Source organism: Paenibacillus sp. FSL R5-0766 (assembly GCF_037971845.1).
In the GTDB taxonomy this organism is placed as follows: Bacteria; Bacillota; Bacilli; order Paenibacillales; family Paenibacillaceae; genus Paenibacillus.
In genome coordinates, this window is the sequence record NZ_CP150227.1 from 4,204,937 (window position 1) to 4,218,769 (window position 13,833).

The following is a 13,833-nucleotide window of genomic DNA, read 5'->3' on the forward strand; positions in this document are numbered from 1 at the left end:
CTAGACACGGATTCGGAGCATATTGGAGAGAATAAAAAAACCTGAACATCTGAATGTATGGAACATCCGGTTAACGGTATGTTCTGTCATTCAAGCGTTCAGGTTTTGCCCTAGTGGTTGCAACCCTGCAAGCTGATCTATGGGATTATTCAGAAGTTGCATTCACAACTCTCTCAATATGAATCGTTAAGTACATCAATTCTTCGTCAGTTAGTTGATACGTGTAGTTGCTTTCAATGAATTTCTTGATTTTCTCCGAGCACTTGTGCGCTGCTGGATACTTTTTCTGAATCATCAGGAACAGTTCATCATCGTTGTTGCTCTTGTAATGTTTTCCCTTCACCAAACGTTGGGCGAAAAACTTCAAATGCGTCACAAAGCGATAAAATGTCAGTGAGTTCTCATCAAAATCAATCTTGAAATGATACTTGATGATTGTCAAGATTTCCTGCATGACCTGCGTCATACTCTTGATGTTGGGCATTTCCTCGTTCAAAGCTGCATTGACAAAGTGAAGTGCCATAAAACCGGCTTCGTCCTCGGGCAAGATCACACCAAACTGATCACAGATCATATTGAGCGCTTCCATTCCGACTTCATATTCCTCTTTGTATAACTGCTTTGTCTCCCAGATTAAACCGTTGCGTATGGGCAGATTCTTGCGATACCGCTCAATGGCAAAGTGAATATGGTCTGTGAGATGTAAGTAAATGCTCTCATTTAATTTCTTGCCAAGTTTTAATTTGGCGTAAGCGATGATTTCCTCGGATACTTTCATGTATTCCAGAGGAATGCTTGAGATTAATGCCTTGAAGTTTTCCTGAATATCTTCATTCTGTAAAGTAAATATCTTGTCGATATGCTGCTCGGAAACCATATCACCCGCCCGCTTCTGATAAGCAATCCCCCGGCCAATGATAATAACTTCCTGTTCGTCATTCATTGCAACTACAGCATTATTGTTCAGCACCTTCTCGATTTTCACTTTATCACTCCAATATACAGAAAAAGACAAACCAATCCCTTTTCTCAAGGTATACGGCTTTGCCTGATTCAACAGTTACAACCCGATATGTTGTACGCGCTTCCCTCATAATATTACAAATTTCTACACAGTGCAACAAAAAGTTAATATCGAATTAGCATGACTCCTGATCTAGGTAAATATACTCACAGGAGTGAGCAAATCAAGAATTATTTTACAGCGATTCACCGTTTATTGTTTTTTGCTGTCTTTCTCCAGTTCCGCTTCGATTCTTCGATTAATCATGTTCATTTCTTCTGAACTCAATTGATCAACTTGCGTATATTCTTTATCCAACTCGTACTCTTTCGCCTCATTATTGTTCATTAGGCCCAGATGATTTTTGATATCCCGGATATCTTCACGCATATGTATCGTCTGACGGTATTGGTCTACAACAAGTGCAAAAATAATACCCCCGGCCACTATTGGACCAAATGGGATCAGATAACATAAAACAAGTCCTATGAGCAGAAATAAAACAAAGTACATGATGTAGTGCCCCTCTCATAGAAAGCATCTACTTTGCTAAGTTAGACGTTTCTCAGATTACAAATTAAATCGTTCCTGAATTATCTTTGCCACTTCATCCGGACTCTTGTGTGTGTTATCAATCCTTATGTAGTGCTCTTGCTTGATTTCTCCCGGTTCCGAATTCAATCGATAATGCTTCATCGTATCTAGCAAATCTCGCTCAGACCACGCAATGTCACGCTTGGTTGGTTTATGTAACAGACGATGCGGACTTTTATTGCGCTCTAGTCTTTCCGATGCATCGGCCTCCAGTTCCACATAACAGACCTGACCCCCTTGAGATGTAAACAACTCACTGATCTTACGGATGTATTCACCATCTGACTCCGCGTCCAAAGCCCACACAAATGTAAAAATCAGACCCGGCAAATCACTCTTTGCCACTTCTTCAAAAATCTCCTGCCGGAACAGACTCACCAGTCTTTTGCCTTGTGGTGTGCCATAGCTGAAGAAAGGAGACACTAATTCAATGGTCATGTGGTTATGAAACAATTTAAGCTTTGTTATCTTCTCCAGTTCTTGCCCCACCGTCATCTTGCCTACAGCCTGTGGGCCAAAAATAATCACTAATTTCATTTTCGATCACTCCTGACAAGGTAGTGTACATTCCATTAATTCAATTTTATGGACATTAAACTCTATAATAACTTCTTTAGGGCAAATAAAAAAGAGGTTTCAAGTGATTCCCTCAACGCGTGAGGGCTTGAAATCTCTTATCTTAAATGACATATATTTATTTTGAATTAACGTCCGATCAGTACCCATCCCCACTTCATCCGGCGCAACCCCATCGCGCAGATCCATGAGATCAGGAGCGCCGCAACATAAGATAGTATGATGCCAACACTGAAGTGCCTAGCCAGTTCATCTGTGAATTCACGTCTCCAGAAGAGCAGTACAAGTGGATGCATTAAAAATACACCGAATGCAACTGTACCCAAGGAGTCCAGAATACGCGTAGCTTTACGAACCTCGGTATGTTTTCCTGTGCCGATTCGTTCACTAAAGATCAGTAGGAGCAGGCAGGCTGACAAGGTAAACAGATTACGGAACAGGAACAGCACGGTATAGGTAATAACCGGGTATGCAGCAAAAGCGGTTTTGATATAAGCATTACCATATATAAAAATGGCACCTCCACCTAACAACGCAGCTATGAGCACATAACGGTGAGTATACAGTTTGTTCAATGCCCACTCAAAGTTCAACCCAACCCATGCGCCGAATCCAATCACGATCAGATAACTGGGTAACAAACTTCCTGTCCGTTCGAAGTGAAACTGCAAATGTAGTGCATAGAAGATCGCTTGGCCCGCAATAAAGAATAATGGCAAGTACCGATTAAACAAACGATGGCGTGTAAGGGACAGAAGCCATGGAAAAACGATATAGAATTGAAGAATAATCAAAAAAAAGTACAAGTGCGTATGAGCGGTTCCCATCACTAATTGTTTGGCAAATTGAACACTATGGGTCAAAGGTTCTTTGCCCGCAAGAAACTGTTTAATGGCAAAATAGATAAGGGACCACACCAGATAAGGTACAAATACATTAAATAAACGCTTTTTATAAAAAGCGAGCATCCAACCCTTCTCATTCACCTTGGAGCTGTAGTTGTAGAACAAGACCAGGGATGACAGAAACAGAAACGCTGGAACGGCAAATTGCAAAAACGTGTTCCAGAAGTAATACACATCATGATCTAATGTATGCTTGGGGTAATGCGCAACTGCTGTTGAAGTTGCATGAATAGCTACCACTGCCATGATGGCAAAAGCACGATAGAGATCCAGATACTCAATTCGCCGGGGCCGATTAACCGGTTGATTCATAAAGATAACCTCACTTGTGCCTGATATGGGATGATAGTTTCCGGCCGCAATCCAGATTCTATGCTTCATTTTAATCAGCACACGAGGGTAATACAATCATAATCCATATTATTTTCGTTATATTACATCATTATTCTTCATTATTCGACATTTTCTATCCAGAATCGTTCAACAACGTTGCCATTGGACTCCACATAGTCTTCATCCCGAATGCCACCATTTCGAAGGATAATCCTTCTGGAAGGCTCGTTAACCGCATCACATACGACCAATACTTTGGAGATTCCAAGTTCTATCGTTTTCTCTAAAGAAAGCCTGAGAATTTCGGAACCATAACCATTGTGCCGCTCTCCTGGACGAATACCATATCCAATATGTCCTCCACTGTTGAACAATTTATCGTTAAGCTCATGCCTTATATTCACAGCACCCACGATTTGTTGACTCTCCGTGACCAACCAGTATGTACTGTCTTTGACCCAGCCTTCCGGGATGTCGATCCCTTGTTCATTGCGCTGCAAAAATGCCAACATCTCATCGAACGCATAAGGATCTTTGGAAACGACCCAAGGTACCATCAATTCTCCACTTCTGACCCAGTCTTCATAAAATGCCAAATATGCTTCCTTATATGCTCGTGATGGTTTAATTAATCTAACTTGTTCTTTCCCCATGATCATTACATCCTCCCAACAGATATTGATATTGCCACGTTCTCTCTTCCAGGACAAGACGTTCTTGCTCTTCCATCAAACAGTCATAAAAGATAGCTTTCACTGCATACGTTGCGGCATGCACCGCATGGCCTTTCACATGGGCTGTTGCAGCTGCGTGCCCCGCCGCACGAGATGCAGCAGAGGTAGCGACATGATCGGCTTCCCGTGCAGCAGCATGAGCTGCAAAAGCCGCCTTTCGAGCATCTACCATGGCAATCTCTCCACGGATCCAACCTCTTCCTGCATCAATGGCATCACGGGCGCGGAGATCATCCGTCTTCTTCTCAGATATATACAAGACACGTAACGCACACTCCGCAGCCCAACAAGCCAATGTATGGTGATCCTGTTGCTTAGCCAAATCCTCTATTTCGCGGCGCATAGGCGCATCTTTGAATGCAGGTTTTGCCATGGTCATGCTCCTTTCATTGTTCAAATACTACAAATTCACTCTCAGACAAGTTCGAAAAAGGACCTGCGTGTGTGCAGATCCTCTTCAAGTGTCCCTCTTACCGCTTATTCTATCATTATACAGACTTTGTCAATGTAGCATCCTGAACATTCTGATCCTTCTTAGCATCTGTGTCTTTGTAAGTGAATTGGTAACTCCCAGATCCAAGTGTGACTTCAACATCGTCTCCAATGTTTTGAATACCCTGAACTCCACTTATCTGATCCAACGGTTTCCCTTGTTCCAGCACGATCTGTGCACCTGCTCCAGGAAGACGTACCGTACCTCTCGTGTTGGCGGGAATATGCACCCGAATCTCCATTTCACCCTCCGCCAGCCGGTGCCAGCTTGAAGCAACTTGACCATACATCGTCTCCAAACTCGCTTCCACCCAATCCAGTCCAGGTCCCGGTTGCGGCTCGATTTGCACCATTCGGAATCCTGGCTGATGTTCATCGGACCGAATGCCGGCAACGTAACGGTACAACCATTCTCCAATCGCTCCGTACGCATAGTGGTTAAATGAGTTCATATCAGCACTCCAGAGACTGCCATCTTCTTTGATCCCATCCCAATGTTCCCAGACGGTCGTTGCGCCTTGAGTCACCTGATATAACCAGGACGGATAATCCTCTTGAAAAAGTAATGTATATGCCAGGTCGTGAAGACCTGCATCACTCAAAACCGGATTCAGATAAGGTGTGCCCACAAAACCTGTAGTAAGATGATTGCCCGCCTCTTTCACGAGTTTTGCCAATTGATCAACAGCACGAGTTCGAGCAGTGGCGTCCAGCAGGTCAAATTGAAGCGCAAGAACATGTGCTGTTTGCGTCGGAACAGCAATTTTGCCGGCTGGAGTCACGAATTCATTTCGAAACGCATGAACAATGTTTGTATGCAACTGCTTGTAATATTCAGCATCATCTGTCTTTCCAAGTGCCTCAGCTGCCTTTTGAGTTAACAACACCGAATAGGCATAAAATGCAGTTGCCACATAATCCGTGTCCGTTGCGCCGACATAACTATCGGGCTTGGAGTCCAGTCCCAGCCAATCGCCAAAGTGGAATCCCGTGTTCCACAGATACGGATTGTCACCCTGCACATGAATGTATTCAACCCACCGCTTCATACTCTCATATTGCTCGGCCAGTAATCTGGCATCCCCATACATCTCATAGATGGTCCAAGGACAGATGACTGCAGCATCACCCCAAGCGGCGGAGGAATGACTGGTGTCTCCCCACCCTTCTGAGGTCGAACTTCTCAGATCCGGAACAAAGAATGGAATACCTCCATCTTCTCCCTGATCCGCTTCCAGATCCCGTAGCCATTTGGTAAAGAAGGGTGCCGTATTCATCAGGTAGGAAGACGTCCGGACAAACATCTGTGCATCGCCGGTCCATCCGAGCCGTTCATCCCTCTGTGGACAGTCTGTCGGCACATCAAGAAAATTCCCCTTTTGCCCCCACAATATATTGTGATGCAGTTGGTTTACCAGCGGACTGGAGCATGAGAACTGACCTGTTTGCTCCATATTCGAGTGCAGCACTATTCCGGTGAATTCATCCAGACGAACGTGTTCCGGAAAGTTAACCAGCTTAACATAACGGAACCCTTGGAACGTAAAATGCGGTTCAAATGTTTCCACTCCATCCCCCTTGCAGGTGTAGCGAATACACTGCTTGGCGGTGCGAAGATTATCGGTGTAGAAGTTGCCTTCATGATCCAATATCTCTGCATGATGCAACTCAACCGTATGACCCGCCTCACCTTGAATGCTGAATCTCACCCATCCCACCATATTCTGCCCCATGTCAATTACACGATCTCCCTGTGGGGTTGTTAACAAAGCGATTGGCTGTAGCTGTTCTACTTGGGTAACGGGTACGTTCTCCTGCGCAACGATGATATCTTTGGGATGATCCAGTACGTTCACAGGTTCCCAATTCGTCTGAGATGAATCAAACCAATCAGACTCCATTTGTGCATCATACGTCTCCCCCATATAGATGTCCGACATACGAATGGCACTAGGAGCAGCCGTCCACTCCCCATTGGATAGGATACATTCCTCCGAACCATCTGCGTATTTCATATGCAGTTCCAGCAGCAATGCGGACGTTGAACCAAATATCTCCCGTTCTTTGTTCCAGCCAAGATATCCCCGGTACCAGCCATCACCCAGATAAGCGCCTAATATGTTCTGCCCATCCTGAAGTAGATGAGTTACATCATAGGTTTGATATTGTAATCGCTTACGATAAGAGGTCCAACCAGGTGTAAAATAATCTTCTCCTACTCTTGTGTTGTTCATATGCAACTCGTATAATCCAAGTGCTGTTACATATATTCTTGCAGATGTAACAGGTTGTTTCACATTAAACTGCTTGCGCATACGCGGGCATGACGTATCTCCATCATCTGATGGTTGAGCTGTGATCCATTCTGCTTGCCACTTATTATGACTATCCATAAGTCCCATCTCGAAATAAGCCGATTCGGACCAGCCCGAATCACTTCCTGCATCATCCCATGCCTGAATCCGGTAATAGTATCGCGTTTGTGGAGAAGGCTGAAAATGGTTTAATTCCACATGTATGGATTGATCCGTACTTATCTCGCCAGAATCCCATGCAATTCCATCAAAATCTTCTGTCAATGACAGCTGAATCTGGTAAGCGGATTGCATGCAGTTCCGACGATCGGATTGCAGCTGCCAGCTTAAACGCGGTGATTGGACATCAAGGCCTATCGGATTGATTCTATACTCACAGCGAAGGTGACTAACGTTGAACATTAGCAGATCGTCCTTTCTATCTTGGCTTCCCATTCGGGGTTACGATATAATTATATCGATCCTGTTGCCCTAAATACCCGGTAATCAGGACTATTTCATCCGGTGATTCAGCCATCTGTGCGAGGAGGTTGCTTGTGAATTCATCTGTACAACTCATGAAAAGCGAATACTTTCTGCATAATCATCTGCAACTTTTTGTCAATCGTTGCTCTGAAGATTTTGTACTTCCATTTCACGCACATGATTTTATTGAGTATAGTTATGTTGCCGAAGGAAAGGGCTTTCATCATATCGGTGAAGATATCATTCCGGTGACAAAGGGGATGCTGTTTGTTATTCCTGTCGGCGTTCCTCATGTCTTTCGTCCTGTAAGCACCAACGTAACCGAGCATCCGTTAATTCTATATAATTGCTTATTTAATGCTGAATTGATCCACACGCTGACAGCAATCATTCAGGAAAAAGAAATCATTCAACATCTGATGGATCTGGCACAAAATCAGGTTCCTTATATATCCGTTGTGGATCACAACGACCGGATTGAAGAGCTAATGGTGAAGCTGTACCGTGAATCCTCCGTTCCGGGAATCGGTTCGTCTACCATGTTATACACCTTGGTGAGCCAGTTGGTATTGATGACCTACAGACAACTTTATCAAAAGGATCATGATGAAGAGCATCATTCCACAGGTTTTGATTACATCGTTCACTATATCAAGGAACACCTAAGCAATCGTATTCGGATGTCTGATCTGGTCCGTATATCGGGCTGGGGCGAGAAGCAAATTGGACGAATGTTTCTTCGGCATACTGGACAGACCTTTAGTAGCCACCTGCAACACCTGCGTATACAAAAAAGCTGCGAACTTCTAAAGAGTTCACAGCACAAAGTCAGTCTGATTGCAGAGCTGATTGGATATCGGGATATGGATTCATTCTATGCTGCATTCAAAAAAATAACAGGCGAAACACCTCTCGCCTATCGCAAAAAATCCAGAGCACAGCACTCTGGACAATAAGATTTACTTTCAGACACCGACAACCTGTAACACTTCATCTATGTAAGCCTTGGCCTCTTTCCATGAAGACATCAACGGAAAGTTGTATCGCTCACGCTCCTGTATATTCCACGGATGTGGGATACAAATGACCTTTTTGCCCTCCTCATGCGCTGGAATCAGGTTATGTGCTCCATCATCAATGAGCAGATCGAAACCAAGCAAGTTTTTTCTTTTGCATGTAATAAACTGTTCTGCGGTTATAAAAGGCATGTGCTGCTGGAGCCAGTTCCACTTCTCAACAACTGTTCTTGGTTCTGCTGCCGTTACGACTATGACATCATAAGCATCGTTCAGCTTTCGCATCTCATCTACTACATACTCGTCGTATAATTCCAATTCCTCGAACAGACCCGGCCGACCATAAAATACATCATGCGTGCTCTCTGGATGACGCAAATGGGACGTATCCCAATGAATCATATCCTCATAGCGCAACGGATGGGTCGGGAAGTTGAGGTTGTTGTGATATATAGCCCGCTTGACCAGATGACATATCGTGTCATCCATATCTACAGCAATAATAGGCTTCTTCATGGTTATCCCTCCCCCAATACGATCACAGTATACCATCCAGTATGTTATGTAGTCATCTTTTTTACCTTGAAATACCAATAGCTTTGATGAGAATTCTACCTGATCATATAAAAAAGGCGCCCGGGCGCCGTAATACCAGCTACGCCCGGAGTGCCTTTATAGATTAATCTATTCCAAGTTCTCGCCATTCGAGGCAATGACTTTTTGGTACCAGCCAAAGCTCTTTTTCTTATACCGATTCAATGTGCCTTGTCCGTTGTCATCCTGATCCACGTAGATCACGCCATAACGTTTGGACATTTCCGAAGTGGATGCACTGATGATATCAATCGCTCCCCAGTTGGTATATCCCATCAGGTCCACACCATCCATAACGGCTTCTTTCATTTGTGTGATATGTTTTCTCAGATAATCAATACGATAATCATCGTTGATGGAACCGTCTGCTTCAACGGTATCTTTGGCGCCAAGGCCGTTCTCTACAACAAACAATGGCAGTTGATATCGGTCATACAGCTCTTTCAGTGCAACGCGCAGGCCGATCGGATCAAGCTGCCAGCCCCACTCGGTACGCTCCAGATTCGGGTTCTTAATTGTACTGTACAGGTTACCACCCGTCACTCCATATTCCTCTGGGTTCACTGCGGACACCAAGGATGTGTAATAACTGAACGAGATGAAATCAACCGTGTGCTCACGCAGGATCTGCTCGTCCCCAGGTTCCATGGCAATGGTAATCCCGTTCTCTGCCCAATACCGAGCCATAAACGTTGGATAACTACCACGAACTTGTACATCTGTATGCAGCAGGTTCAGCTGATTATCGATCTGTGCTTGCAGCACATCCTCTGGCTTCGACGTCGCCGGGTAGTGAATCATACGCGCAAGCATACATCCGATCTGGAAGTTCGGGTTAATCTGACGTGCTTTCTCTGTCACCAGGCTGCTGGCTACAAATTGATGATGAAGTGCTTGATAAGAAGCCTGTATCGTGTTCTCAACTCGGTCTTCAATAATACCGCCACCTGTGAACGGTTCAATAATCGTTGTGTTAATCTCATTAAACGTCAACCAGTATTTGACTTTGTCCTTGTATCGGGTCATCACGGTTTCCGCATATCTTACAAAATGTCCAATCACTTCGGGGCCAGCCCAGCCATTATATTTCAGAACAAGTGCCATAGGCATCTCATAATGCGAGAGTGTTACAAGCGGTTCAATATTGTATTTACGGAGTTCATCGAACACTTCGTCATAGAAACGCAATCCCTCTTCATTTGGCTCGGCATCATAACCATTTGGGAAAATACGTGGCCAGTTGATGGACAGACGGAATGTCTTGAAGCCCAGCTCTGCGAAGAGTGCAATATCTTCTTTGAAACGGTGATAAAAATCAATCCCGTAACGCTTCGGATAACCTTTTGCACTATGATGTGACATTGCTTTCTCTACCGTTGCACTGGTAACATGCATCAGTTCTCTAAGGTTGGTGTAGTCCTTTTTCTCAAAATAAGGAACCATGTCCGCTGTCGACCATCCTTTGCCGCCAGCGTCAAATCCACCTTCAGCCTGGTTGGCGGCAATAGCGCCGCCCCATAGAAAACCTTCCGGGAATCCTTGTCGATTAATCATTCGAATCTCTCCTTCTTTTGTTGATATTGTTAGTCCTAAGACGGACCGTTTAGATCTCAGCTTTCAAGACGTCTTCACCCATCGTGATTTCGCCCAATTTCACAGGTAGAACCTGCTTGTAATCAGCCGTATTGGTAACAACCATAGCGGTTGTGATATCGTATTCTTTTGCAATCTCGGCCAGTTCAAACGTGAGTAACTTGTCTCCAGCCTGTACACGTGCTCCTGTAGCAACATGTGCATCAAAATACTGTCCACGCAGCTTCACCGTGTTAATTCCAACATGAATCAACAATTCCATTCCGTTATCACTGCGGACAACGATCGCATGTTTTGTTTTGAACACATTCTTGATGGTACCTGTCACTGGAGAAACCAATTCACCCACCGTTGGAACAAATGCCACACCTTTACCCATCAATTCATCACCAAATGTTGGATCGTTGACTTCTTTGAGCGGGATGGACTTCCCTGTCATCGGTGCAACTGCTATCGCATCACTCGTTGGTGTTGGATCGCCCATGTCGTCCACGTTCACGGTTCCTGCATTGTTGGAAACAGCTTTCGCTGGTGCTGTAGAAGCACCCGGTGAGAATTGAGCCAACGCCTCAGCGTCTCCTTCTTCTTCTTTAATACCAAATATCGTAGACATGATTGCACCCACGATAAAGGCTAAAATCATACCCCCAAAGGAATACCAGAAGGTCTGTCCGATCAGGGAAGGAAGTCCTGGGAGACCACCGTTACCCGCAAGTACATACGCTTTCGCGCCAAAAGCAAGGGCGAATCCGCCACCCACTGCACTACCAATCATGGCTGCAGCAAATGGTTTTTTGTATTTCATATTAACCCCGTACATTGCTGGCTCCGTTACACCCATGAGTGCGGTGAAGCTCGTTGACAATGCCACGGTTTTGAGTTTTTTATCTTTTGCCCGGAAGAATACGCCGAGTGTTGCACCAGCCTGACCCATATTGGAGATAAAGGTCAATGGCAAGAATTTATCGAAGCCCAGTGTAGCGATATTACTCAGGATGATCGGCACAAGTGCATAGTGCATTCCTGTCATAATAATGAGCGCCATCGCGCCGCCAAGAACAATACCTGCAATCAATCCGCCTTCATTCAGCAGCCAGTTGATGCCGCCAGACAATCCGCTACCTACAAATGTACCCAATGGACCGATCGCAATCAGCGTTACCGGCACCATAACAAGTAAGGTAATCAGCGGCACAAGCAGCAGCTTGAGTGCAGCAGGGATAACGCGGTCAACCCATTTCTCAACATAGGACATCAACCATACTGCAAGAAGAATCGGGATAACCGATGAAGCATAACTTACTGCTGTAACCGGGATTCCCAAAAATCCAACCGATTCACCGCTAGATAACAATGCTGTCATGTCCGGATACATGAGTGCAGTACCTAGTGCAATCGCAACAAACGGGTTACTGCCGAATTTACGAGCAGCGCTAACTGCAATCAGTAAAGGCAGGTAGTGGAATACGCCGTCACCGATGGCTGAAAGAATACGATACGTATCCGTTCCGGCAGACATCCAACCTACGGACACGAATAGTGCAAGTAATCCTTTGAGCATACCTGCCGCAGTAATCGCTGGGAGCATCGGAGCAAAGACACCTGCGATTGTTTCAAAAATTTTCAGCACGACATTTTGTTTTTTATCCGACTTTGGCTCTTTCTTTTCTGTAGTTTGCTGGATTGCCGGATTTTCCTTCACCATGGCATCGAATACTTTTGCCACATCATTACCAATAATGACTTGGAATTGATCTCCGGAAATATTCGTTCCCATGACCTTATCCAGTTTCTTGAGTGAGCCGTTATCAACTTTCTCGTTGTCTTTTAGATCAAAGCGCAAACGTGTGACGCAGTGATACACCGAGTTAATATTGTTTGTTCCCCCAACGGCTTTAATGATCTCCTGCGCCGTTTCCTGATGTTTCATGATGTTTTCCTCCTCATTTTTCCAATAAAAAATACCCGAACGAATCTAGCGCATTTGGATGGCGCCATCTCATTCGGGTATTGCCTGATTGAACAGTAACAAGCCCATAGGATATCCAGTTGTAATTTGATTCTATTGCGTGGACTTTTCGTCCCGCTTGGTTTTCATCAAACGTTCCAGATGGAGCGTTAGATATAACTGCTCAGAGTGAGTCATGTCATACTGATAGTTCTTATGGATAAAAGTCTCGATCTTGCCGATACATTTGAATGTCTCCGGATAGTTTTTCCGAACCACTTCATATAAATATTCCTCAGCATCATCATGTGAAGAATGAGTAATGACACGTTGACAGAAATATTTCAAATGGGTGATGAAGCGGAAATAATTGACGCTATCTTCATCCAATTCGACGTTGAAGTGATATTTGATGATATTCATAATCTCCTGCAACAGCTGCATCAGATGGGTAACATCGTTCATGGAATCATTGACTTCCGCATTGATAAAATGCAAGGCAATATTACAGATTTCATCTTTGGGAAACTCAATATCCAGTCTTTCCTTCAGCAAGGTCAGTGCTTCTCTGGCCACATCGTACTCCGCCTTATAGAAGTGCTGAACTTCCCAAGAAAGTGGATTACGAGTAATCATTCCTTTTTCCAAGCGTTGAACAGCAAAGTGAATGTGATCAGACAGCGAGACATAGATCCCGTCACTGATGGTTTTGTTCAATTGCGTTCGTGCCAGTGTCACAATATCATCTGTTGCCTGCAGAATCTCAATCGGCACTTCAGCTACGATGGATTTGAATTTCTCATAGATTGATGCATCCTGAAGACGAAATACCTTCTCAATCCGCTCTTCATCAATCTCATCGCCTGCTTTGAACTTAAATCCGATACCCCGGCCGAGGATCAGTAGTTCCTGATTTTTGTCATCCACGGTACTGACAATATTGTTATTAAATATCTGTTTAATAATCATTATGGACCCACCTGGTTTTTTTTGAGGAATAAAAAAGGGCAAAACCAAAACAGAAATAATAAAATCATTTCCATAGTGGTTTTGCCCGCATTACCGGTAACAAGCCTCGGAACTAATTTATCATAACCTGAAAACGGTGTCAACCCAAAAATAATACCGCTCTATTCCACTTCATTCCCTTACATGAGTCTTTTACCTACGCTTCCACGTTTAAGGGTTCATATGTTTTAATATTCGCATTTTGATGCAGATTCAAACGTCGTTATCCAACTCACTGCTTCGAACAAACTAAAGGC

Annotated in this window: 12 protein-coding genes; 1 reads left to right on the plus strand and 11 read right to left on the minus strand. The window is 44.3% G+C overall.

Annotated features, from left to right (window positions below):
- Positions 1 to 145: 145 nt before the first annotated feature.
- The 7 genes from MKY66_RS18060 to MKY66_RS18090 all read right to left on the minus strand — a co-directional run bounded on the left by MKY66_RS18060 (position 146) and on the right by MKY66_RS18090 (position 7,354).
- Positions 146 to 985 carry a PRD domain-containing protein gene (locus MKY66_RS18060; RefSeq protein ID WP_036613486.1) on the minus strand — a complete coding sequence of 280 codons (840 nt, stop codon included), beginning with the start codon at positions 983 to 985 and terminating at the stop codon, positions 146 to 148.
- A gap of 231 nt (positions 986 to 1,216) precedes the next feature.
- Positions 1,217 to 1,516, minus strand: a complete 300-nt coding sequence (locus tag MKY66_RS18065) for a hypothetical protein (RefSeq protein WP_076210050.1) — start codon at positions 1,514 to 1,516, stop codon at positions 1,217 to 1,219.
- 57 nt (positions 1,517 to 1,573) lie between these two features.
- Positions 1,574 to 2,134 carry an AAA family ATPase gene (locus MKY66_RS18070; protein WP_076210049.1) on the minus strand — a complete coding sequence of 187 codons (561 nt, stop codon included), beginning with the start codon at positions 2,132 to 2,134 and terminating at the stop codon, positions 1,574 to 1,576.
- A 167-nt stretch (positions 2,135 to 2,301) separates the two neighbouring features.
- Positions 2,302 to 3,390, minus strand: coding sequence for an acyltransferase (locus tag MKY66_RS18075; RefSeq protein WP_076210048.1), 1,089 nt, complete (start codon positions 3,388 to 3,390; stop codon positions 2,302 to 2,304).
- Positions 3,391 to 3,530: 140 nt separating this feature from the next.
- Positions 3,531 to 4,070: a GNAT family N-acetyltransferase gene (locus tag MKY66_RS18080; protein WP_076210047.1), complete on the minus strand. Its 540-nt coding sequence runs from the start codon at positions 4,068 to 4,070 to the stop codon at positions 3,531 to 3,533.
- Complete coding sequence (locus MKY66_RS18085) at positions 4,045 to 4,524, minus strand: putative immunity protein (RefSeq protein WP_339805521.1); 480 nt, start codon at positions 4,522 to 4,524, stop codon at positions 4,045 to 4,047. Before MKY66_RS18085 ends, MKY66_RS18080 begins: the two co-directional genes overlap by 26 nt.
- A 109-nt stretch (positions 4,525 to 4,633) precedes the next feature.
- A complete protein-coding gene (locus MKY66_RS18090; RefSeq protein ID WP_076210046.1) occupies positions 4,634 to 7,354 on the minus strand; it encodes an alpha-L-rhamnosidase in 2,721 nt (906 codons plus the stop codon).
- Between the two features lie 134 nt (positions 7,355 to 7,488).
- On the opposite strand from MKY66_RS18090, the gene MKY66_RS18095 reads away from it, so the two are divergent.
- Positions 7,489 to 8,373 carry an AraC family transcriptional regulator gene (locus tag MKY66_RS18095; protein WP_076210045.1) on the plus strand — a complete coding sequence of 295 codons (885 nt, stop codon included), beginning with the start codon at positions 7,489 to 7,491 and terminating at the stop codon, positions 8,371 to 8,373.
- A gap of 9 nt (positions 8,374 to 8,382) precedes the next feature.
- On the opposite strand, the gene MKY66_RS18100 is transcribed toward MKY66_RS18095, so the two are convergent.
- From MKY66_RS18100 to MKY66_RS18115, 4 genes are all read right to left on the minus strand, one after another.
- Positions 8,383 to 8,949 carry a hypothetical protein gene (locus MKY66_RS18100; RefSeq protein ID WP_076210044.1) on the minus strand — a complete coding sequence of 189 codons (567 nt, stop codon included), beginning with the start codon at positions 8,947 to 8,949 and terminating at the stop codon, positions 8,383 to 8,385.
- Between the two features lie 168 nt (positions 8,950 to 9,117).
- Complete coding sequence (gene ascB, locus MKY66_RS18105; RefSeq protein ID WP_076210043.1) at positions 9,118 to 10,581, minus strand: 6-phospho-beta-glucosidase; 1,464 nt, start codon at positions 10,579 to 10,581, stop codon at positions 9,118 to 9,120.
- Between the two features lie 49 nt (positions 10,582 to 10,630).
- Positions 10,631 to 12,550, minus strand: a complete 1,920-nt coding sequence (locus tag MKY66_RS18110) for a beta-glucoside-specific PTS transporter subunit IIABC (RefSeq protein WP_076210042.1) — start codon at positions 12,548 to 12,550, stop codon at positions 10,631 to 10,633.
- Between the two features lie 132 nt (positions 12,551 to 12,682).
- Complete coding sequence (locus tag MKY66_RS18115; protein WP_036613466.1) at positions 12,683 to 13,537, minus strand: PRD domain-containing protein; 855 nt, start codon at positions 13,535 to 13,537, stop codon at positions 12,683 to 12,685.
- Between the last annotated feature and the right edge of the window lie 296 nt (positions 13,538 to 13,833).

What these genes read in the sequence shown, in the direction of transcription:
- MKY66_RS18065 (WP_076210050.1), bottom strand. Translation starts at nt 1,516, where the DNA reads ATGTACTTTGTTTTATTTCTGCTCATAGGACTTGTTTTATGTTATCTG.
- MKY66_RS18070 (WP_076210049.1), bottom strand. Translation starts at nt 2,134, where the DNA reads ATGAAATTAGTGATTATTTTTGGCCCACAGGCTGTAGGCAAGATGACG.
- MKY66_RS18075 (WP_076210048.1), bottom strand. Translation starts at nt 3,390, where the DNA reads ATGAATCAACCGGTTAATCGGCCCCGGCGAATTGAGTATCTGGATCTC.
- MKY66_RS18080 (WP_076210047.1), bottom strand. Translation starts at nt 4,070, where the DNA reads ATGATCATGGGGAAAGAACAAGTTAGATTAATTAAACCATCACGAGCA.
- MKY66_RS18085 (WP_339805521.1), bottom strand. Translation starts at nt 4,524, where the DNA reads ATGACCATGGCAAAACCTGCATTCAAAGATGCGCCTATGCGCCGCGAA.
- MKY66_RS18090 (WP_076210046.1), bottom strand. Translation starts at nt 7,354, where the DNA reads ATGTTCAACGTTAGTCACCTTCGCTGTGAGTATAGAATCAATCCGATA.
- MKY66_RS18100 (WP_076210044.1), bottom strand. Translation starts at nt 8,949, where the DNA reads ATGAAGAAGCCTATTATTGCTGTAGATATGGATGACACGATATGTCAT.
- ascB (WP_076210043.1), bottom strand. Translation starts at nt 10,581, where the DNA reads ATGATTAATCGACAAGGATTCCCGGAAGGTTTTCTATGGGGCGGCGCT.
- MKY66_RS18110 (WP_076210042.1), bottom strand. Translation starts at nt 12,550, where the DNA reads ATGAAACATCAGGAAACGGCGCAGGAGATCATTAAAGCCGTTGGGGGA.
- MKY66_RS18115 (WP_036613466.1), bottom strand. Translation starts at nt 13,537, where the DNA reads ATGATTATTAAACAGATATTTAATAACAATATTGTCAGTACCGTGGAT.